The sequence below is a fragment of the Pseudoalteromonas luteoviolacea S2607 genome (assembly GCF_001625575.1).
Taxonomy (GTDB): domain Bacteria; phylum Pseudomonadota; class Gammaproteobacteria; order Enterobacterales; family Alteromonadaceae; genus Pseudoalteromonas; species Pseudoalteromonas luteoviolacea_E.
The window spans coordinates 601,098-621,100 of record NZ_AUXV01000056.1 but is presented as its reverse complement, the minus strand read 5'-3'; the positions used below and the strand labels follow the sequence as shown (position 1 = coordinate 621,100).

20 protein-coding genes are annotated in these 20,003 nt (G+C 41.6%); 11 read left to right on the top strand and 9 right to left on the bottom strand.

Annotated elements, in window-relative coordinates; all coding sequences use genetic code 11:
- Positions 1-47 precede the first annotated feature (47 nt).
- Positions 48-722 (bottom strand): hypothetical protein, encoded by a 675-nt coding sequence (locus tag N480_RS19695; RefSeq protein WP_063374134.1) that lies wholly within the window; start codon positions 720-722, stop codon positions 48-50.
- A gap of 263 nt (positions 723-985) precedes the next feature.
- Here N480_RS19695 and N480_RS19690 point away from each other — a divergent pair, with 263 nt between their 5' ends.
- The gene (locus N480_RS19690) at positions 986-1,483 is read left to right on the top strand and encodes an RrF2 family transcriptional regulator (RefSeq protein ID WP_063374133.1); all 498 of its coding nucleotides are present in this window, start codon (positions 986-988) and stop codon (positions 1,481-1,483) included.
- 68 nt (positions 1,484-1,551) lie between these two features.
- Entirely contained in the window at positions 1,552-1,983 is a 432-nt protein-coding gene (locus N480_RS19685; RefSeq protein WP_063374132.1) for a DoxX family membrane protein, read from the top strand.
- A gap of 112 nt (positions 1,984-2,095) precedes the next feature.
- Here N480_RS19685 and N480_RS19680 read toward each other — a convergent pair whose 3' ends face one another.
- From N480_RS19680 to N480_RS19665, 4 genes are all read right to left on the bottom strand, one after another.
- Positions 2,096-2,305, bottom strand: coding sequence for a hypothetical protein (locus N480_RS19680; RefSeq protein WP_063374131.1), 210 nt, complete (start codon positions 2,303-2,305; stop codon positions 2,096-2,098).
- Positions 2,306-2,430: 125 nt separating this feature from the next.
- Positions 2,431-2,964 (bottom strand): hypothetical protein, encoded by a 534-nt coding sequence (locus N480_RS19675; RefSeq protein WP_063374130.1) that lies wholly within the window; start codon positions 2,962-2,964, stop codon positions 2,431-2,433.
- 232 nt (positions 2,965-3,196) lie between these two features.
- Positions 3,197-4,366, bottom strand: a complete 1,170-nt coding sequence (locus N480_RS19670) for a MerR family transcriptional regulator (protein ID WP_063374129.1) — start codon at positions 4,364-4,366, stop codon at positions 3,197-3,199.
- Between the two features lie 224 nt (positions 4,367-4,590).
- Positions 4,591-7,968, bottom strand: a complete 3,378-nt coding sequence (locus N480_RS19665; protein WP_063374128.1) for a methyl-accepting chemotaxis protein — start codon at positions 7,966-7,968, stop codon at positions 4,591-4,593.
- 414 nt (positions 7,969-8,382) lie between these two features.
- Here N480_RS19665 and N480_RS19660 point away from each other — a divergent pair, with 414 nt between their 5' ends.
- The 3 genes from N480_RS19660 to N480_RS19650 are packed head-to-tail and all read left to right on the top strand — an operon-like array spanning position 8,383 to position 9,954.
- Positions 8,383-8,838 (top strand): GNAT family N-acetyltransferase, encoded by a 456-nt coding sequence (locus N480_RS19660; protein WP_063374127.1) that lies wholly within the window; start codon positions 8,383-8,385, stop codon positions 8,836-8,838.
- Between the two features lie 18 nt (positions 8,839-8,856).
- Positions 8,857-9,450 carry a Crp/Fnr family transcriptional regulator gene (locus N480_RS19655; RefSeq protein WP_063374126.1) on the top strand — a complete coding sequence of 198 codons (594 nt, stop codon included), beginning with the start codon at positions 8,857-8,859 and terminating at the stop codon, positions 9,448-9,450.
- A gap of 57 nt (positions 9,451-9,507) precedes the next feature.
- Entirely contained in the window at positions 9,508-9,954 is a 447-nt protein-coding gene (locus N480_RS19650; RefSeq protein WP_063374125.1) for a methyltransferase family protein, read from the top strand.
- Between the two features lie 218 nt (positions 9,955-10,172).
- On the opposite strand, the gene N480_RS25465 is transcribed toward N480_RS19650, so the two are convergent.
- Positions 10,173-10,337 carry a hypothetical protein gene (locus tag N480_RS25465; RefSeq protein WP_155730556.1) on the bottom strand — a complete coding sequence of 55 codons (165 nt, stop codon included), beginning with the start codon at positions 10,335-10,337 and terminating at the stop codon, positions 10,173-10,175.
- Positions 10,338-10,727: 390 nt separating this feature from the next.
- On the opposite strand from N480_RS25465, the gene N480_RS19645 reads away from it, so the two are divergent.
- Positions 10,728-11,231 carry an RNA methyltransferase gene (locus N480_RS19645; protein ID WP_063374124.1) on the top strand — a complete coding sequence of 168 codons (504 nt, stop codon included), beginning with the start codon at positions 10,728-10,730 and terminating at the stop codon, positions 11,229-11,231.
- A gap of 153 nt (positions 11,232-11,384) precedes the next feature.
- Here N480_RS19645 and katG read toward each other — a convergent pair whose 3' ends face one another.
- Positions 11,385-13,598 (bottom strand): catalase/peroxidase HPI, encoded by a 2,214-nt coding sequence (gene katG, locus N480_RS19640; RefSeq protein ID WP_063374123.1) that lies wholly within the window; start codon positions 13,596-13,598, stop codon positions 11,385-11,387.
- A 300-nt stretch (positions 13,599-13,898) separates the two neighbouring features.
- Here katG and N480_RS19635 point away from each other — a divergent pair, with 300 nt between their 5' ends.
- The 4 genes from N480_RS19635 to N480_RS19620 all read left to right on the top strand — a co-directional run bounded on the left by N480_RS19635 (position 13,899) and on the right by N480_RS19620 (position 17,579).
- Entirely contained in the window at positions 13,899-14,819 is a 921-nt protein-coding gene (locus N480_RS19635) for a hydrogen peroxide-inducible genes activator (protein WP_063374122.1), read from the top strand.
- 197 nt (positions 14,820-15,016) lie between these two features.
- A complete protein-coding gene (locus tag N480_RS19630) occupies positions 15,017-15,733 on the top strand; it encodes a DUF4397 domain-containing protein (protein WP_063382457.1) in 717 nt (238 codons plus the stop codon).
- Positions 15,734-16,051: 318 nt separating this feature from the next.
- Positions 16,052-16,468, top strand: coding sequence for a DoxX family protein (locus N480_RS19625; RefSeq protein ID WP_063374120.1), 417 nt, complete (start codon positions 16,052-16,054; stop codon positions 16,466-16,468).
- A gap of 142 nt (positions 16,469-16,610) precedes the next feature.
- A complete protein-coding gene (locus N480_RS19620; RefSeq protein ID WP_063374119.1) occupies positions 16,611-17,579 on the top strand; it encodes a glutathione S-transferase family protein in 969 nt (322 codons plus the stop codon).
- 21 nt (positions 17,580-17,600) lie between these two features.
- Here the strand turns inward: N480_RS19620 and N480_RS19615 are convergent, their stop codons facing one another.
- Together N480_RS19615 and N480_RS19610 are read right to left on the bottom strand one after the other, a co-directional pair.
- On the bottom strand, positions 17,601-17,975 hold the full coding sequence (locus N480_RS19615) for a nuclear transport factor 2 family protein (RefSeq protein ID WP_063374118.1): 375 nt from the start codon (positions 17,973-17,975) through the stop codon (positions 17,601-17,603).
- A 46-nt stretch (positions 17,976-18,021) separates the two neighbouring features.
- Positions 18,022-18,540 carry a hypothetical protein gene (locus N480_RS19610; RefSeq protein WP_063374117.1) on the bottom strand — a complete coding sequence of 173 codons (519 nt, stop codon included), beginning with the start codon at positions 18,538-18,540 and terminating at the stop codon, positions 18,022-18,024.
- 301 nt (positions 18,541-18,841) lie between these two features.
- Between N480_RS19610 and N480_RS19605 the strand changes: the two genes are divergently transcribed.
- Complete coding sequence (locus N480_RS19605; protein WP_063374116.1) at positions 18,842-19,918, top strand: serine hydrolase domain-containing protein; 1,077 nt, start codon at positions 18,842-18,844, stop codon at positions 19,916-19,918.
- Positions 19,919-20,003: the final 85 nt, after the last annotated feature.

Below are 20,003 nucleotides of genomic sequence, written 5' to 3'. Positions count from 1 at the left end.
ATTAGGTAGGCGGCCATATGGCCGCTCGGCTTATTTTGATTGCAGCATCAATTAGTTTTTAGACGTTGTAGCTTATATTGGGCGCCATCCTCGTCTATATAAATATCATCTTTTAGATGCGTTAGATGAATGCTTTGTGCGACATCAAAGGTTTTTTGCGTCTCGGTGTTTGTTTTATGGTCTAATTTTGAAAATATTGGAATGAGTAACGTCACCAGGGCTATTGCAATTCCATCAACCACCATTACCCTAAAGTAGGCATCGCTTGCAACATCATGCTGCCAAATAAGAAAGACGACCAATGCGGCAAGTAAGGCTATTGATCCGTTAGCAAGCAAGCGCAACCACATGTGGTTTGTCGATAATGGGGGTAAATTTAACAATAAAGCATGGGCTATCGCAAACGCGACAACGAATGATGACCAGCTCAGTAGCCAGTAGGAGTCATGATTGAGTAGGTCCCATATTAATAACAGCATCAATATTAGGCTGAATGCTGACAGACCCATACCCAGAGAGCCAATTGTCTTAGAGGTTGTTTTTTCGATATATGCGGCGCAGGCCATAGCACACATACTGGCGATTGAAATTGATAATGTGCTTAGCAACACGTTAATTTCAAACTGGCCAAATTGACCTACCAAAACGACATACATTGCGAACAATGCGCTGAACAATAAAAAACCTACAGACGCCCTCAGTGCAGTTTTCTTTAACTCCATTACTCTTTTCCTTTTGCATCAATTCTTTAAAAATCTCTGTTCTGACTACTATTTTATTGCTTTTGTGGAGTTAAGTCAGTACTCATTTATCCCACGCAGGGGAGAGTTATTTGATTTTTCTGACTAATTGGCTAAGTGTCAGAAACAACATCGGCAAACGAAAATGGCCCCATTTAATTACAGATAAAAAATATCCGTAATAATTGTTGACGGTGATTTTTATTACAGATATATTTTGTCCGTAATTTAAGAGGCTTTATCTTATGAAAATCGGAAAAGGTGTTGAGTGGGCAGCGCACACGTGCGCGCTGTTAGCTTTGTTACCTGCGAATGCAGCATTGGCTTTGGAAACGTTGGCTGACTTTATCGGTGTGCCTTCGCCATACTTGGCGAAACAGATGCAGTTGCTGAGTCGAGCTGGGATAGTAAAGGCAAAACGCGGTGTAGCGGGGGGGTATAAATTAGCGCGCTTACCTGAAACCATATCGCTATGGGACATAACGGGGGCCATCGATGGAACAACTCGAAGCTTTCGTTGTACAGAAGTAAGGCAAAATGGTCCATGCGGTGCGTCTTCAGATGAAGTTATAACGCCATGCAAAATTGCTGCGTCTTTTCGAAATGCTGAAGATAAATTCAGGCAAGAGCTCAGCAATGTAAAGCTGCCAGAGTTAGTGGCAGGGATAGCACAAGATGTCAGTGAACAAAGAAAAGCTCGAATTAAAGCTTGGATAGAGCAAAATGCTGCTTTCTCTTCTTAATGAAATTCATTTACTTAGCATTGAATTCGGTAACCATAAATTTGCTTGAATTGTATAGGAACATTTAAATGTTTGAAGAAAATCGATTGCCCCAGCATATATCAATTAATACTTTCGCCCGTTTTCTTTTTACGTCACTATTTTTGTTATCTGGTATTACTCACTTTACGAATGTGCCTTATTACTTGGACCTGATGCCGCAAGTAGTTCCTTATAAAGTCACTTTAATTTGGGTCTCTGGAATTGTCGAATTGGCAGGTGCCCTGATGATTTTATTCAATTGGAAAGCTCGACTTGGTGGGTGGTTGTTAGTACTTTTTTTACTTCCAGTGACGCTTGTTGTCCATGGGTACGAGATGCTGTACGCAGAACTCGAAGTTGTACGTGCTTTGCAGCAGGCGCATTTTCTTAAAGGGTTTGCACTGATAGGTGCCGCCTTGTTAATAACCCAGATTGGTGTATCTCAACAAGCGGTAAAGAGTAAGGTGAACAAGGATTAACTTGCTGTCAAAAATAGGCCACTACAAAATATTGTCGTCAATTTGGTATACCTCGGTATACGGTGTTCGGGCACAAGGGTTCTATGCCAGCTTTAAAATAAAGACAGGTCATTCAAAGAGGGTTTTTGGCGTGGCCTGTTACAGCGATATAAGAGAGGCTTAGAGCACCAATAAATGAGCCCGTTGCAAGTGCCCAAGCATATGCGCCCTTATATTCTCCAATCGTAATGATGAATAGCATAACCGTCGTAATTACCCAAAATGGGAAAGCAAGAAATATGGCTAAAATCCTCATCACATTTCTTGTTAGTAACATTTTCATTTGGTGATACTCCTTGTGCATAAGCGAGTCTTGTTTACTGTAAATTATGCCTTTTTAGCTGGCGCGGTCGCAGTGTGCTAACTCCGTAAGTACCGTGCTCATGGTGTTTGGCGGATTCAATCAACTTACCAATCTTGGCTGTATTTTTTATTAGCCTCAAACGCTTCCACTTCCAAAGGGGCGCTGTTATATCCATACTCAGCAAGATTAGAAAAATGCTGAGTTACGACATTGTGCATCCCCATTCTTTCCATTTGTAATACATGAACAAGCTCATGAGCGAATTTAGGTTTATTTAAATCAAAGCCATTTCTAACATATATCGTGTAACCAAATACTTGTGCATTATTAACTATCCCTTCTCCTATAAACCCCAGCGCTTCGCCAAGTGTTTTTAGAGCAAAGTTTTCATAGGGAAAAGGCACTTCTTCGACGTACACAATTTTGACTTTTTCCGGGTGCTTGATACCTATCTCTTTCGCAAGTGCTAGTTCTCGCTTAGATAGCCCAGTTCCCACCTCAAGACCTTGGCTTTCAATGGTGTGGGCCCACTCAATATATTGTGGTAAGAGAGTTAAAGAGATGACCTTTTGGTGAAAAAATGCCAGTACGAATAGGAGAGAGATAATAACTAAGGATAAGAGCTTTACAGTCTTCATAATCGATACATGTGTGACTTTTTAAATGGCATTGTTACTTATGTTAACATTCTATTTTATAAATTCTCTCATAAGGTTACCTAATGGCAAAGTTTAGCCGGGTTTTTGGCGAATCTTTTAACATGGAGTGATTGTAAACGAGCGCCAGACGCATGCCTATAGCTTTGTATGTTACGTGAAAGCATTTATACTGGCTCAACCATGGCGCACCAGAATGTGTTATCGAGCAAAGCTAAAGCTTTTGCAGCACAAACATGTGATACCCAAATTCATTTGCATAACGTGTGCAAATATCAATTTCATGTTCAATATCGTCATAAGCTTTGACGTTCAAACCATTAGCATTGAGCGCTTTTACGCGTTTTCGTAAAGGCTCATAATAATTTTCAGCTGCTTTAGTACTTAGTGGAAAGTCACTCACTAACTTAAACCCGATGTTTTGGATCTGATTGAGTCTTTCAGAAAGAGTTTGCATATCTGGATACTCTTTTTGCCAGAAGGTTATCGATTTGCCACTGGGAGTATCGGTTTGCCATACTAAATCGCTGAATACTAAGGTGCCTGATTTAACTAAAAGAGGTCGCCAGCGGCGTAGGGCGTTTTCTACACCCATAATATAAGCGCTACCTTCCGACCAGATCAGATCAAAATACGCTCTGGGGTAATCCAGATCCGTCATGCTGATGCAGTTTGTTGTTAGCCAGTCCGTCTTGTTTATCGATGCAAAAACTTCCGATACGGCATCGAGAGCTGATTGTTCGTTGTCTATCGCGGTAATATGGGCTTGACAATTTTGTGCTAGGACTCGAGTCGCTTGACCTTTACCACAGCCGATTTCTAAAATTTTTCGTACTGGTTTTGGCACGTGTTGAAGGGCCTTTAATGTATCTTCTTCACTTCCAGGGCCCCAACGCGCAAGGCCTTGGAAAACACGCATAAAATCAGCCATATATTTGTCATGTTCATTCATGTCTTTTGATAACCACTTCAGGCGCAATGCCTCTTTTTCTTCAAAACCTTGGTTTATTAACCAATCAATGTGTATGTCTGGTGCAACTTTGTTTAGCTTTTCATGCCATGTCTTTAATTCCCCTTCACCTAACAGCGCTGCAAGCAAGTTTCGCGAACTCTGTTTTTGTTCAATTTCTCTATCAAGTGCGTCAAGGCGATTTTTTAGAATGGCCCTGTCTAACTTTGTTTCAAGACATGCTTTGCATTCTTTTAGGGTTAAGCCGCCGGCAAGTAATTGTTGGATTAACCGTACCCGCTGTACGTCTTTCTGGGTATAAATACGATATCCATTCTCGAGCCGTTGACCTGATATAAGTTGTTGTTTCTCGTAATACAGTAAGGCGGTTCTGGACATTCCAACCTGTTTAGCGAGTTCAGATATTTTGTACATACCAAGCACACCATTTCGGGGTAGAGTAGGGCTAAAAGTTAAGTAACATTAGATGCATACCTAGGTTAAGGCCCCCGTTTCTCATCGAAGGTACACTATTGATTGACTTTAGACTATAAAGCTGTAGACAGGTCAATACTCAATAGTTTGATATTGACGTTAGGAGAGTAATCATAGTTTTACAATAAGTACCCGCAGCGCAAACGTGGCCGCGGGCAATTGAACTAATAGGCTATGTTAGCTAGCCCTGTTCCTGAAGGGGTGTTCTCTAGTGTAAAAAAGTCCATGGTTTTATTCATGTTAAGCGCTTGGTCCGCCATGGACTGCCCAGCAGCGGATGCCTCTTCGACTAAGGCCGCGTTTTGCTGTGTCATTTCATCCATTTGAGTTACAGCGCTGTTTACTTGCACTATGCCTTCAGATTGCTGTCTAGCAGACTCTGCAAGCTCTTGCATCATCGCGCGAACTTTGGAAGTAGACTCGACTATTTCTAACAAGGTATCACCAGACTTATTAACTAAAGACGTGCCTTCTTCCACCTTTGTTTGGCTATCACGAATAAGCTCTTTGATCTCCTTGGCGGCCTCAGATGATCGCTGTGCAAGGTTTCTTACTTCACCTGCCACGACAGCAAATCCTCTTCCTTGCTCACCGGCTCTGGCGGCTTCCACAGCAGCGTTGAGCGCCAATAAGTTAGTCTGGAATGCAATTTCATCAATAACACCAATAATTTCTGAGATTTCTTTACTTGAGTCACTGATTTCTTTCATCGCTGTCACTGCTAAATTAACAACTTGTCCACCTTGCTCGGCGCGTTGCTCAGCTTCCATCGACAATTCACTGGCACTTTCGGCGCGCTTACTCCCTTGTTTTACACTATCTGTCATGGCATCCATACTCGCTGAAGTTTCTTCAAGGCTTGATGCCTGTTCTTCCGTACGTTGACTCAGGTCCATGTTGCCTTGCGCAATTTCGTTTGCGCTTTGTGAAATACTGCCTGCTGATGTGCGTATGCTTGAAATAATTTCTGTAAGCTTATCTGCGGTGGCGTTCGTATCTTCTTTGAGTTTTCCAAACTTGCCTTGATAATCATTGGTGATCCGCTTAGATAGATCCCCATGTGCCAGTGAACCAAGCATCTGCATGACATCATCTAGGGCGACTTCAACCGTATCTAAAAGGCCATTTAACCCTTGGCTTAGATTTCCAAAGAACCCAGACTTACCAGATGGGTCAATCTTTTTACTTAGATCGCCTTTTGAAGCGGCTTGTACTATTTGATCTATCTCTTTTTCAATATTGACTTCAGCGGTGCGGTCAACCCATTCAAGTACAGTGCCGATACGCTGGCCATCTACTTCAATTGGATTGGCTGTTAGCGCGAATACTTTGTCACCAATATGCTCCACGCTTCGGTGGGTATTTTGCAAGTTTTCAAATACAAGCTTCTGCTGGTCAGGCTCAAGATAAAAATCTTGTATGCCAAAACCAATCAATTCATTCGCGCTAAAGTGGCCTACGTGCTCACGGATATCACGCTCTGACGCTTCCATCATGTCTTGTAATGCGTTATTTGCATAAATGACATTTAATTCAGGGTCAGCGATCATGACATTGCCAGATACACTGTCCAATGCATACTTTACTCGTGCATTTTCAGATGCCACACGCGACTTCTCTTTTTCAAGTGCTAGCCATTGCGTTTTATCTTGCCACTCGATAACTGTGCCCACCCGTTTTCCTTCGACATTTACAGGGCTGGCAACAATCGAAAAGGTTCTGCCTGCAATCACAAACTCACTCTCGTGGCTGGCTGTTAATTGATCATACTCGACTAAATGTTGTGAAAAGTGGTCAAAATAATGAGTAAGGGGCTGGTTCTTAACCTCAACTGGGTTAAACTCAGGTAAGGCCTTGGTGATATCTGCGCTTGCAGTAACAAACATTTGTTCTAAAGCAGCGTTTAAATAAATCACTTGGTATTTATCATCGGTTATCATTACTTGCCCTGATGAACCGTCTAGAGCGTATTTAACACGCGCATTTTCAGAGGCGACTCGGGCCTTTTCTCGCTCGTTTGATAGCCATTCTGTCTTGTCTTCCCACTCATATACCAATCCGACGGTTTGACCATCAACAACTACAGGGCTTGCAACTAATGCAAAGGTTCTCCCGGCTATTTCGAATTCGCCTTCAAAAGCTTCAGTTAATTGTTGAAGTTGTGTTTCTATATCGGCAAATGAAGGCAGTTGAGTGCTTAATGGGGCATTAATAATTTTGGTATAGTCGAAACTCGGGTTTAAGGCACAGATATCTTGGCTAGCCGCTTTAAACATTGTGTTGATGGCATCATTGAGATAAGTCACTTTGCCATCTCTATTGGCTATCATGACGCAAGCACTGGCATTGTCCAGAGCACTTTTAATTCGCGCATTTGAACTTGCAATTCGCTTTTCTTCGCGCTCTTTTTCACGACCTTGACGCAGGCTATCACGCATCGAGAGCATAGATTTGAACACCCCTTTAGGTTTGTTCTCGTCATATTTTTGGTCTAAATCACCACGCGCGATTGCCATTGCAATTTGTTCTAACTCATTAGGGTCTTTACCCAATTGTGCCATTACAGTGCGTGTTAAAATAAACACCACGCAACCACTTAAAATTAGTGCGATTGCAAAGGTCACGAGTATTTTGTTAATGGCATATTCGTTATCTGATTTTAACCTTGGGCCGAGTGTATCTTGATCAGCTTTAACAGATAGCTTTAGGTCATCAACCAATTTGGCGAACTGCGGCCCAATCACATCTAGCGTATTAGTCACTTTGTCATTTCGGTCTACGATAATATCATGGACGCTTTGGTATGCTTGTTTGTACTCAGACTCCATTGACCTGATTTGGTCAATCATTTGCTTACTTGCATTAGAGGTGGTCAAGAGCTCGATCTTGTCCATTTGTTGTTCAAATTGAGAGAATTCTTGTCTGACTCTTTGATCTGCACTCTCATCGTTGCTCTCGAGATACTTTATTACATACAAGCGCGCTAACAGCAGGTTTCTCATCGCAACACCTGTTAGGTAGGCGAGTTGAGTGTCATTACTTTCAGAGGCGTTATACATGAGCTTGGTTAATTCACGCTCCATTTGTGGGCCAAGCACGTTAAGTTGCCCATTCACGATCTCATCCCTTTGTACTCGGTAGGCTTTGATAACTTCAAATGTTTGATTGTACTGAGTAATTTCTTTATTAAGCTCTACTATCATTGCGGCACGTTCGGGCTTATTAATTTCACGCTTGGCATCGTCTAGTAACTTTTCTACTTGTGTAAAGTACTGGCTATACTGCTGTATGTCTTTATCACTACCAGTGAGCAGAAAGTCTTTCACATTCATGCGAACCATTAGCATATTTGACTGCAAAATACCTGCGAGGTTGCTATCGCGAGCAAGTTCACGGTAGTCCTTAAAACCATCTGAAGCGGTTTTTAAAGCAAAGAAAGAAATTAAACCGATAATAGCCAGGGTGACCATAACGGCAGAAAAAGCTGCAATAAGTTTAGATCTTAATGTCGATAGTAGATTGAATCGGGCTGAGTTAACCATGTTCAAAATTCCCTTAAGACGCTGTTGTAGCGAGAAATATCAAAAGTCCTGAAACAAGTATAGAAGCTAAATAACAATGCGTTTCATTATTGCCAAATTATGTTATGTACGAATGTATAGTAGAGAAACTAATAGAAGGTAGATGCAATGCAAAAAGAAATGAAAACATCAATATTTACAGTTTGATAGGTGTTAATTACTGGGGGCGAATTGATTTAATGTCGCGCTTCTTTTGTCTTTAAAAAGTAATCTAATTAGCTGAAATAAATGAGTTTCTCATTGGTCAACAGTCAATGTCGCTATCAAACTTAAAATTCATTACTATGTAAATTGTCATTCATTCGAGTTAATGGCTGGTATTTATCATAAGCCTATGATATTCAGACATTAGGATGTTTTAAGGAGTAGAAGACAATGAGTCACAAGGTCACGATTAGAATAGCAAAGCAAGAGGAAATTCATTGGGTCAATGAGCAATATCAGCGCATTGGTTTTAAACTCTCAAACCCTGAACAGGATTTAATTGCAATCGCTGTTATCGATGGACAAAAAGTGGGTGTGGGGCGAGTGCAGACGATATCAGATAAAGATGCTGAATTAGGCGGAATGTATGTGAACCCTAATTTTAGAGGGGCGGGTATTGCCGATAAACTCGTTTCATTCTTAGTTGAAAGCGCCAGCCATTTTCAGAGTGTGTATTGTTTACCATTCTCTCACCTAGCTGAGTTTTATGAAAAATTTGGTTTTGCTCGTGTGAAAGAGCGGAACACCGCGCCTGATTTAATATTGAGCAAACACCACTGGTGCAATGAAATCTATGACCATGACACACTTTTGTTTGTGAAGCATAACCCATTGACTGTGGCATAAAGTTGAGTTGAACATCGCATGGATGAAGCCAAAAGCAGGCAGTTATTGCAGTCGATACTCACCACATTGGTACCATTTGATGAGCAAGAATTAGGCAGTGCGCTGCCACATTTTAAGTTTAACGAGCATGCACCCAAAGCCCATATATTTCGTTGCCAAGACATTGTTTCTGATGTGTACTTTCTCATTTCAGGCGTTGGTAGATACTATTATATTGATGCTCAAGGCAAAGAATTTAATAAATCATTGGTAAAACACGGTGGTGCTTTTACAAGCATAGGCTCATTGATTGAAAGGCAACCAAGCCCATTTTATGCACAGGCGTTAAGCACTTGCATAACAGCGTCGATACCATACGAGCGATTGCTCGGACTTGCTAGAGCGAACTTAAACTGGAGTGAGTATGTACGAAAGGTCTACGAGCAATTAGCTTTGAAGAAAGAAAAGCGAGAAGCGGGATTGTTACTTTTAAGTGCCCAGCAGAGATATCAGCAGTTTTTAGATGACTTTGGCGATCAGGCTCAGCATATTGCCCTCAACCAAGTTGCGATGTATTTAGGGATAACGGATGTCAGTTTATCCAGGATTAGAAATAAAATGGGCTTAACATAGGTTAAGGTAGGCCAGTAACTTGACCATTAAACTGCTCGTTATTTCAAGGAGCAAAAAATGCAAAAGTTACTTCCCCCCAATTTATTTATACTAACGCTCGTCACGATGAGCTTAACTTGCTGGTGGTTTGCATTGCCACATTATCTTTTATTTCCATTTAATTTAATCGGTTTGCCTTTTGCTTTTTTAGGTTTGATGCTATCCGTGCGAGCAAAACGTCAATTCATTCGTGCCGACACCAACGTAATGACATTTGGTGAGCCAAATAAACTCGTGGTGGAGGGGGTGTTTAAATACACACGCAATCCAATGTATTTGGGGTTTGTTATATCGCTATTAGGGTTTTGCCTGCTTTTAGGTGCAAATGAGCTAATTTTGGGGTTTGTTGTATTATTCGTACTGGTATCCGACCGTTGGTATATTCGCTTTGAAGAGCGAGTGATGCTCGAAAAATTTGCAGAGCAATACCAAGCTTATTGTCGCAATGTTAGGCGCTGGGTGTAGCAGATGTATTTGTGCAAGGGCATGCTTTGATACGCGGATTTGTATTGTTCTTAGCTGAGCCGTCGCGCGATAGATGACAAATAATGGCAAGAAAGCTAAGTCTAGTTGCTTTGCGATGCTAGCTTAAAATTTAATTCATCATATGAGCGACCTCTGGTTTCATCAAGGCCGCTCGACTAAGCCATCAAAATGGCATGTTACAAGTGCTTTTGATTTGCTTAAGACAAGCAAGCTTGTGGGTTAGTACAGGCCCAAATAGACTGACATGCCGCACGCGTCTCGACCAATGGTTTACCGCCAGCAACGTTTGGCGTTAAATCTAAGTTCAATGAACGTTTGTTAGATAAGTGTTTTATTGTGCTTTTCTTTATTTTTAATTTCATTGGTATCTCCTTGATTTGTACAAAATTGTACCGTTTCAAAGCTAGCGAATAGAGCGCCTAGATTCAATGTAAAAACATGAAATGTTACATTCGTGCAGGAAAAACACTAAACTTTGTTCCTTTTGCAGGTTCTGTTTCTGAAATGTTTTATTACGTTTTCTTAGATAGAAATGCTTAATGAATTGTTTTATAAACTTTCTTTTTTGGCAACAGTTTTCATCTGAATTGAATGGGGTTTTATGAGATGGTAATTTCCCAATTGTTACAGTTTATGTCTAAATCTCACTTACTATGATGTATTGGCTTACTGGCACAATCTTATGCACATGATACAATCGCGCGTCGGTATTTTTTGGCAGCTGAACTGCCTATACATGAGAGTTAAATAATATGAGTAAGTCGTATTCGGCTATTGGATTGGTTAACCCAAAATCACCAACCAATGTAGGTGGTGTATTACGTGCAGCGGGGTGCTATGGGGCGCAGGCTGTATACTTTAATGGTAACCGGTATGCAAAAGCCGCAAAGTATCATACAGATACAAAAAACATTGCTGATCACATTACGATTCAGCAAGTTGATGACTTAATCTCATTAAAAACACCGGGAAGAGCTTTGGTGTGCGTGGAGTTGGTAGAAGGTGCCACTCCGTTGCCTGAATTTAAGCACCCAGATGATGCGCTGTATATTTTTGGTCCAGAAGATGGCAGCTTGCCACAAAATATTGTTGATGCAGCTGACGCCGTTGTGTATGTACCAACAACAGGGTGTATGAACCTAGCGGCCACAGTCAATGTCCTGTTGTACGATCGCATGGCAAAGCGTGCAACTTCGTTTGATGCTAGCCAAGTTCTGTCCAGTAGAGATACGAATAATAGGCTAATAGTTGGTTAAGCTTGAAAGCAAAGGTTGGTTGGGTAACTGTGGGTTGAAAGGCGTTTAATCATAAAAATACACGTCATAGTTAAAAAGTAACTATTAAACAAAACTCTGTAAAAATAAGTCCTTCTAAGTAAAAGCCGCGATGTGCGGCTTTTACTTTAGGTACTACTGTAGATCAAATCTGTCCAGTTGCATGACTTTGACCCAAGCCGTGACAAAGTCATCAACAAACTTTTGTTTGGCGTCATGAGATGCATATACTTCAGCGATTGCGCGCAATTCCGAGTTTGAACCAAATATCAAGTCAACCGAACTTGCTTGCCATAACTTGTCTCCGGATTTCCTGTCGAAACCATGATACATACCCAGCTTATTATCTGACTTTTTCCATTTAGTACGCATATCTAAAAGGTTGACAAAAAAGGCATTATTTAAGCTTCCTGGTGTGTGAGTGAGCACGCCAGTTTTGGAATTATCTGTATTGGTGTTTAACACTCGCATACCACCTAATAGCACAGTCATTTCTGGGACCGATAAACCAAGCATATTTGCTTTGTCTACAAGCATCTTGGTAGGAGACATAAATGCACTCTCTTGATAGTAATTTCTAAAAGCGTCTGCTTTTGGTTCTAGATAACTAAACGACAATACATCTGTTTGAGCTTGGCTTGCATCAGTGCGTCCCGGGACAAACGGTACCGAAACTTTGAAACCTGCATTACTCGCAGCATTTTCAATTCCTACGGCGCCACCAAGCACAATCAAGTCAGCCATTGAGACCTTCCGTCTTGATTTGCTGTTGAACCTTGCTTGCACGCGCTCTAGTTTGTTTAGCACAGAAGCGAGCTGTGTTGGGTTATTTACAGCCCAGTTGTTTTGAGGCGCGAGTCTGACCCTTGCCCCATTGGCGCCGCCGCGCATATCTGTTATGCGGTGGCTCGATGCAGCAGCCCAAGCAGTTTCAATGAGATCTGCATTACTTAGCCCAGTATCAAGAATGGCTTTTTTTAGCTTTTTAACATCCGAACTTGAGACTCTCTTGCCTGTTTGTTCGGGCAGAGGATCTTGCCAGAGTAAGGTATCCTTTGGAATGTCATTCCCGAGATAACGTGCGCGAGGCCCCATATCTCTGTGAGTGAGCTTAAACCAGGCTTTTGCAAAAGCGAGCTCGTACTCTTTTGGGTCGGCTCGGAAGCGTTCGACAATTTTACGAAATGCAGGATCTTCTTTGAGCGCCAGATCTGTTGTAAACATGATTGGTGCGCTGCGCTTGTTTTTGATGTGAGCATCGGGCACTAAGTTTGCAGCCGCAGGATTATCTGGGATCCACTGAATTGCGCCCGCTGGGCTTTTAGTCTGTACCCAGTTGAAATTCATCAAATTATCTAAATAATTGGTTGACCATCGTGTTGGAGTCACTGTCCACGCACCTTCGAATCCACTGGTACTTGTATCTGCTCCTTTACCGCTCCCACAGGTATTTTTCCAGCCAAACCCTTGCTGTTCAGTCGGCGCTGCTGCGGGCTCTTTTCCTACGCAATTGCTGGGCTTTTTAGCGCCATGGGCTTTACCAAATGTATGGCCGCCTGCGATCAACGCGACGATTTCTTCATCATTCATTGCCATACGACCAAATGATAAGCGTATATCTTTAGCTGCTAAAATTGGGTCGGGTTTACCGTGCGGGCCTTGAGGGTTAACATAGATTAACCCCATTTCTACAGCCGCGAGTGGACCTTTTAGCTTACCTTTTTTATCGCGCCTTTCATCAGCCAAAAAAGCTGTCTCTGGACCCCAATAGACTAAATCAGGCTCCCAATCGTCGCTTCTGCCACCGGCAAAACCAAAGGTTTTAAAACCCATGGACTCCAAGGAGACATTGCCAGCGAGTACCATCAGATCGGCCCAAGAGAGTTGTTTACCGTATTTTTGCTTAACTGGCCAAAGTAAACGTCTTGCTTTATCCAAATTGGCATTGTCTGGCCAACTGTTCAGTGGGTTAAAGCGTTGTTGCCCACCAGCTGCACCCCCTCGGCCATCGTGAACACGGTAAACGCCGGCGCTGTGCCAAGCCATACGGATCATCAATGGTCCATAGTGTCCCCAATCGGCAGGCCACCAATCTTTTGAATCAGTTAAAGTGGCTTTAATGTCGGCTTTTACAGCTTCTAAATCGAGCTTGATAAATTCACTTCGGTAATCAAAGTGCTCACCATATGGGTTTGATTTGCCACTGTGTTGTCTTAAGGGGCTCAGGTCGAGTTGTTCAGGCCACCAAAATTGATTGGTTTTGATTTGAGTTGCAGACGGTGATGCATTAGCGGCACTTGAAAGTGCCATACTAACGGTTGCTGCTAAGGTTAATAGATGTGTACGCATAAAAAAGCTCCAAATGAGTATGCTCAGGTTTTGTCTGTCATCCACCTGAGTGAGTGCTCTTTAGAGCCTAAAAGTACAAACTTAAGAATTAAAATTGAATAACTTAAAGATAATCATCAGTTTTTTAGAATACTCATTAGCAATGCACTTAATGGGTTCTATCTAATTGAAATTATTGTCTTTTATTTATTTTGCTTGAATCGAAAACTAGAATTGGTTGATTTCTAAGCATCCGAGCGGGTGCATTATTTGATTTAACGATTAAGATAGAGAAAACAATCTAAAATAAAGAACAAACAGATGGTATCACTTAAACAAATTGTATATGCGCTGGCGGTCGAGAAAACACTGCATTTTAAAAAGGCTGCGGATGCTTGCCATGTGTCGCAGTCTACTTTGAGTACCGCGATTCATGAGTTCGAGAAGCAGTTAGGTACAGTTATTTTTGAACGCAACAACAAACATGTGTTTGTCACAGAAGAGGGCAGGCAGCTACTCGACAAAGCAAGAAGCATCAAGCTAGAAATGGATGAATTGATGACCCTTGCTCAAACCAGCAAAGCGCCTCTATGCCGTCCTATGAAGATTGGCGTGATCCCAACAATCGGGCCATTTCTACTTCCAAAAGTGTTACCTGAAGTACGTAATCAATACCCAGAATTTAGGTTAAAAATTATTGAGGAGCAGTCTCATGTGTTGGTTGATATGTTGCGCCAAGGTGATTTAGATGCGGCTGTTTTGGCATTACCATATCAAATAGAAGGATTGATGGCATTTGATTTTTGGCATGAAGATTTCTATTGGGTGAGTCATAAAGACGAGTGCACAACCAGCATTGAAGAAATTACCAGTGAACAGTTTGAAATAGACAAACTTATGCTGCTAAAGGATGGCCATTGCCTTAAGGAACATGCGCTTAGTGCATGTAAGCTATCCAACGATCAAAAAGACACTTCTTTTGATAGCACAAGCTTACATACCTTAATTCAAATGGTGGCTGGAAAAATGGGAACCACGCTTGTGCCTCAAATGGCATTGGACCAGCTTGTAAAAGGGGAGTCCGATTTGGTGGCTATTCATCTCAATGAGCCAGGACCTCATCGCACAATTTCTTTGGTTGTAAGACCTAATTATGTACGCACAAATGACATTACAATCTTACAAAAACTGTTTGAGCAAGAGCTCAGAAACAACTGTGCGATGAGCTTTTGTAATATTTAACGCTGACCCTTTTGCAGTAATATAAAATAAAGCACCACAAAGTTTATCTAAAATCAGTGAAATTTACGATGTTACGCATCTTTTCATTGTTTTCATTACGCTTGAATACATCAAAGTAGTTAATAATTACACTCGGTAACAACTTGAAAATCTCCCTTTGATTATACTTTTCCCAGTGACAATTGGAGGAGATGAAGGTGAATTTAATCAAAGGGTTAGTATTATCAGTTGTGGTTGGTGTATTGGCAGGTTGTAATGACGATGACACCTACACAGCAGACGTTAGTGCCATTAATTTAGTGAATAGCGAAGTCGATGTGTACTGGCAGTTCGAAAAAGGCCATGAGGAAATGTCTTTAACGGATAAAAATGGTCTGTTGTTTGGTGAGAAGTCTGATGAAAAGATGTTAGTGCAAGATGATTCAGACGGTAACGTTTTCGCATTTTACGGTGTTAAAGGTAACTCTCTTGAGACCGCAATAGAGTCTACCCGCTTTCGTTTTTCTGAGCACGCAGATTATGTTGTTTACACATTTGGTCGTCTCGACAACGACTCCGCACAAGCTGCACAATTGGGTGCTGTTAAAATCAATGATGATGAAATTGCCAGTAGTAAATATCGCGTCATTATTTTTCATACCTATGTAGCTGATATGGGTAAGATTGATATCTATATGGGCGATGAAAAAGTGGCAGAAAACCTTGAATATGGTGATACGACTAACTACCTGGATTTACCGATTGAGCGCAACGAGCTTATTGTTGTAAAAGCCGGACAGGGAGCAAATACACAAAACCCGATTGCCAAAGCCACGCTATCTCCACAAGCCGGAGATATTCAGTTGGCTTATATCACTTCGACCTCTGAAAATGAAGGTAACATTAAATCATATAAGGTAAATAAGGCCCAATAAGTAAAGGTCAGATTATCGGCAGGCCACCTTTGATTTGGGTGGCCTTTTATATTGCGGTGCAAAGCACATATCGACACACAAACTGGCAGCTGAGTAAACAGCTCAGCTTTATCATTACTATGCTAAATCGGGCCAGTTAGCCCTGCGTCTATCAGGTATAAACCTAGGTCTAAAACGCTCACCTCCATTCATTAAAGTTCTAATTATTAGAATGAATCTCTCTATATTAACTAATTTTATTTGTTTAAGTAGATAGTAAACTTGTTAGCAAGTCAGGCGGTAATGCCTAGAAACAAGTCAAAGTTTAGGAGCAAACAAATGAAATTAGTCAACATTATCTCAAACAATGAAGGCCTAGCAAGTATTGCAAGCTTAGTAGGTCGTGTAGGCTTATCTGTCATTTTCATTCTTGCCGGTATGAATAAAATCCAATACTTCGAAGGTAATGCGCAGTACTTAGCTTCAGGTGGCTTACCCGAGTTTTTATTACCACTGGTGATTGTATTCGAATTGATAGGGGGGTTATTCATACTTGCTGGCGCATTGACGCAATTAACGGCACTGGCGTTTGCTGGGTTTTGTGTTGTTAGTGCACTTGTGTTCCACAACAACTTAGCAGATCAAATGCAATTTTTTATGTTTTTCAAAAATATTGCAATGGCGGGTGGATTTTTAGCGCTGGCATCAGCAGGTGCAGGGCGTTTTAGTGTTGATCACAAATTGACACAGCAATAGTGCACTAACGTGCTGATGTATGTGTTTCATCAGCACGTTACATAATGTGAAGAAGTGGCTTTTCTCAGGTGAAAATGGGGGCTCTGAGCACTTAGGCAAGGCTACTCGAACGATTTCAAATTTTTAGATTAGGAGATTGATGATGGGTTTATTAGTAAATGGTCAGTGGCATGACAACTGGTATGACACAGAATCGAGTAATGGGGAATTTCAGAGGGAGGCTGCACAGCTGCGCAATTGGGTTACAGCGGATGGTGAAGCTGGGCAAAGTGGTGATGCTGGATTTAAAGCGGAAAAAGGTCGTTATCATTTATATGTATCCTTAGCTTGTCCTTGGGCGCACCGCACCCTAATTTTTCGTAAGTTAAAAGGACTGGAGGACTATATCGATGTGTCTATTGTCAGCCCTGATATGCTGCAAAACGGGTGGACGTTTGACAAACAGGCTGGCAGTACGGGCGATGCCTTATTCGACAGTGCCTTCATGCATCAGCTTTATACCAAACACAAAGCTGATTACAGTGGCCGTGTAACTGTTCCTGTGCTTTGGGATAAAAAATGTCAGCGTATTGTGAGTAATGAATCATCAGAAATCATTCGCATGTTTAACAGTGCATTCAACCATTTAACGGGAAATGAGCTTGACTTTTATCCTGCTGAGCTTCGCACTGAAATCAATGAAATAAATAGTTTTGTCTACGAAAACATCAACAATGGGGTCTATCGCACAGGCTTTGCAACGAGTCAAGAAGCGTATTCAGCTGCATTTGATAAGTTATTTAATGCGCTCGATAAAGTCGAAACACTACTGAGTGAAAACTCATATCTTGTAGGGGACACATTGACCGAGGCTGACTGGCGTTTATTCACAACCCTGATCCGTTTTGACTCGGTGTATGTAGGGCACTTTAAATGTAACAAGCGTACCATTGAAAGTTATCCGCATATTTCAAATTATGTACGTGCTTTATATCAATACTCAGGTATTGCAGAGACGGTCGATTTTTTCCATATAAAGCGCCATTACTACTTTAGTCATACGATGATTAATCCTACTCAAGTGGTACCCAACGGGCCAGAGTTAGACTATACCCGAGCACATAACCGTTGAGGGGGCTTGAAGAGCCCCTTTTTAGGGGCGCAAAGTTGATTGCGCACTGATAACTTGCCAATCTAACTGTTGTTTAACCCAAACTCGCGTGAATGCAAACTGTCCGTTTGCATTTTGTCCATCATATTCACCGGTGATATCGGCATTAACGTGAACAATGGCCATATCGCCCATTGTTATTACGTTTAAATCTTCCAGCGAAATGCTTGTAATACAAAGTTGGCCCGAGGCATGTAAATCAAGGTCATCTTGTTTAGATAAACGCCGGCCGTGATGATTAATAAACACGAGATTGTCAGCCAATAATTCTGCTAATAACGCTGTATCTGAGCAGAGCATCGCAGTTTTTAGCGTTTGTTCTGCCTTGAAAATTTGCTGTGTAATAGTGCATTCCATGTGTAGCGTCCAATTTGTTTATTAATCTATGTTAATGTTTTACTAACTACTTTTGTTGTTCATTTGGTACCGTGCCGTGGATGAGTGCGCTTAGGGCAGGGCGAACAACGGCAACAATAAATATAATAATAATAAGCGTACCCATAATTAGCCGCAGTACAGACATAAACCAAGGTTGCTGCCAAATAGGCATGCTTGCATATTGACCAAGCTGTGATTCGAGTTCTGCACAGGCTTTTGGCAAAGCGCTGAATGACTCATGCTTAGGGTATTCAAATACAAAACCTGCGCGGGCAAGTGCGAGTCGTGCATTTTGAGTGTGTCGTTCGTCTATGTACAGCATATGGCTTTCAACATCAGCGTGATAGGTAATTTTTTGCATGTCTAAGACATCGGTGATTTTTACCGCGTCTACAAGTCGAAGATCGTCTATTAAAGGACGGAAATTCGGCGTCTTGGCCCAAATGATGATGGCAGTGATCAGCATAACTGAACAGGTTAGCACAGCATAAAGAATAGCGTCCTTATGTGTCAAAGTGCGTTGAGTCCATTTTGTGTTTGCCATATGGCGCTCCTTGGTCAATTTTAGTCTTTGTTGATATTACTTCATAGCCTAAAAAATCACGATTTTATAGACACCTTTCGTTAGCTATTGTTTTTTAAAATGGAACATACTTCAACACTTTTGTATGGAACATCATACAGATGCTAAATGGAGTAGCTGATTCACGACTATTTAAAGTGGGAGAAAGCAGCTAGACTAGATAATTATTCATATAAACTGTGTAATTTAAGTTGACTAAATAATCGGTAACTCTAGATTTTTCTGTAGGTTATCGGTAGGGTTGCCAATAAAAGAGTCGTCGATGTTTAGAATAATCACTCAAGTTTCGTTGTGTGTACTCACTTTGTCAGGGTGTAATTTCTTTGATGAGCGCAGTGATGCAGAGAAGTTGAAGGTATTACTTGCTCAGCACGAACAACAGCATCAAATACCGGCTCAAGGGCTTTTAGTCTTGCATAAAGACAAAGAGTTGTTCAAGGGTATGCACAGTAGTGAGCTGTTTAAAAAAGAGCACATACTTACCGAAGACAGTTTATTTCCCATTCATTCCATAAGTAAATTGTTTGCCAGTATTTTGGTTTTGCAATTTGCACAAGAGCAGAAAATCTCACTCGACAAGCCCGCGTCTCTCTATGTACGAGGCTTACCAAGGCACTGGCATAACATTCCTATTAGTGCATTCTTGAACCACGCCTCGGGTGTACCAGAGTACTTCGACCGTGAGGTGAATAACTTTGCTTTTGCAGCAGATAAAAAGGGGACATTTGAGCAATTAAAGGCTAAGCCCGTGCGTTTTGCCCCTGGGGCGAAGATTCGATACACACAAACAAACTACTTGGTATTGGCTGCATTATTAGAGTCTGTTTCAGGGCTTAGCTATGAAGCGCTTGTTGAGCAGCGCATATTCAACCCGCTTGCTATGAAAAACACATTGCGGCTAAAGGACCCGAAAAACCACCCCAATGTTATTAAAACTTACCATGTCAATGCAGGAAAATTAGTGGAATCAGAGGTCATTCAATGGCCTAACTACAGTGTTGTGCACGGAGGCTATTACAGTAGCCTCGAAGACATTGGCAGGTTTTTATCTGCGGTAGCGTCTGGCAGACTGATTAAGCAGGCACAATTACAGGAATACTTTCAGCCTTATCGTCTGCGTGATGGAAATATCAGCTACTTCGCTTCTGGGTGGGATTATGGCCGCAATTGGCAGTTTCAGGAGCTTGGCCATGATGGCGGTGCGCTGAGCAGGGTACGAATCTTATACAAAGATAACTTGGGTGATGCCTATATCATTGTTTATTTTACAAATGGTAACAGTGATGGCGTTTGGTCACGAGATCTTGTGGATGCCGTTCAATCAAGCTTGTCACTATGACTGTCGCACTGTTGTTTTAATAAGCGCTGCGAACCAATTTATACAGCGCTATCTTATCAAAAGATAGGTTACGTCTTTTTCTTTA

Excerpts from the sequence above, each read along its gene's own strand:
- N480_RS19660 (WP_063374127.1), top strand. The coding sequence starts at position 8,383 with ATGAGTCACAAGGTCACGATTAGAATAGCAAAGCAAGAGGAAATTCAT.
- N480_RS19680 (WP_063374131.1), bottom strand. The coding sequence starts at position 2,305 with ATGAAAATGTTACTAACAAGAAATGTGATGAGGATTTTAGCCATATTT.
- katG (WP_063374123.1), bottom strand. The coding sequence starts at position 13,598 with ATGCGTACACATCTATTAACCTTAGCAGCAACCGTTAGTATGGCACTT.
- N480_RS19685 (WP_063374132.1), top strand. The coding sequence starts at position 1,552 with ATGTTTGAAGAAAATCGATTGCCCCAGCATATATCAATTAATACTTTC.
- N480_RS19665 (WP_063374128.1), bottom strand. The coding sequence starts at position 7,968 with ATGGTTAACTCAGCCCGATTCAATCTACTATCGACATTAAGATCTAAA.
- N480_RS25465 (WP_155730556.1), bottom strand. The coding sequence starts at position 10,337 with ATGAAATTAAAAATAAAGAAAAGCACAATAAAACACTTATCTAACAAA.
- N480_RS19695 (WP_063374134.1), bottom strand. The coding sequence starts at position 722 with ATGGAGTTAAAGAAAACTGCACTGAGGGCGTCTGTAGGTTTTTTATTG.
- N480_RS19615 (WP_063374118.1), bottom strand. The coding sequence starts at position 17,975 with ATGGAATGCACTATTACACAGCAAATTTTCAAGGCAGAACAAACGCTA.
- N480_RS19670 (WP_063374129.1), bottom strand. The coding sequence starts at position 4,366 with ATGTACAAAATATCTGAACTCGCTAAACAGGTTGGAATGTCCAGAACC.
- N480_RS19650 (WP_063374125.1), top strand. The coding sequence starts at position 9,508 with ATGCAAAAGTTACTTCCCCCCAATTTATTTATACTAACGCTCGTCACG.
- N480_RS19675 (WP_063374130.1), bottom strand. The coding sequence starts at position 2,964 with ATGAAGACTGTAAAGCTCTTATCCTTAGTTATTATCTCTCTCCTATTC.
- N480_RS19655 (WP_063374126.1), top strand. The coding sequence starts at position 8,857 with ATGGATGAAGCCAAAAGCAGGCAGTTATTGCAGTCGATACTCACCACA.
- N480_RS19605 (WP_063374116.1), top strand. The coding sequence starts at position 18,842 with ATGTTTAGAATAATCACTCAAGTTTCGTTGTGTGTACTCACTTTGTCA.
- N480_RS19645 (WP_063374124.1), top strand. The coding sequence starts at position 10,728 with ATGAGTAAGTCGTATTCGGCTATTGGATTGGTTAACCCAAAATCACCA.
- N480_RS19635 (WP_063374122.1), top strand. The coding sequence starts at position 13,899 with ATGGTATCACTTAAACAAATTGTATATGCGCTGGCGGTCGAGAAAACA.
- N480_RS19625 (WP_063374120.1), top strand. The coding sequence starts at position 16,052 with ATGAAATTAGTCAACATTATCTCAAACAATGAAGGCCTAGCAAGTATT.
- N480_RS19610 (WP_063374117.1), bottom strand. The coding sequence starts at position 18,540 with ATGGCAAACACAAAATGGACTCAACGCACTTTGACACATAAGGACGCT.
- N480_RS19690 (WP_063374133.1), top strand. The coding sequence starts at position 986 with ATGAAAATCGGAAAAGGTGTTGAGTGGGCAGCGCACACGTGCGCGCTG.
- N480_RS19620 (WP_063374119.1), top strand. The coding sequence starts at position 16,611 with ATGGGTTTATTAGTAAATGGTCAGTGGCATGACAACTGGTATGACACA.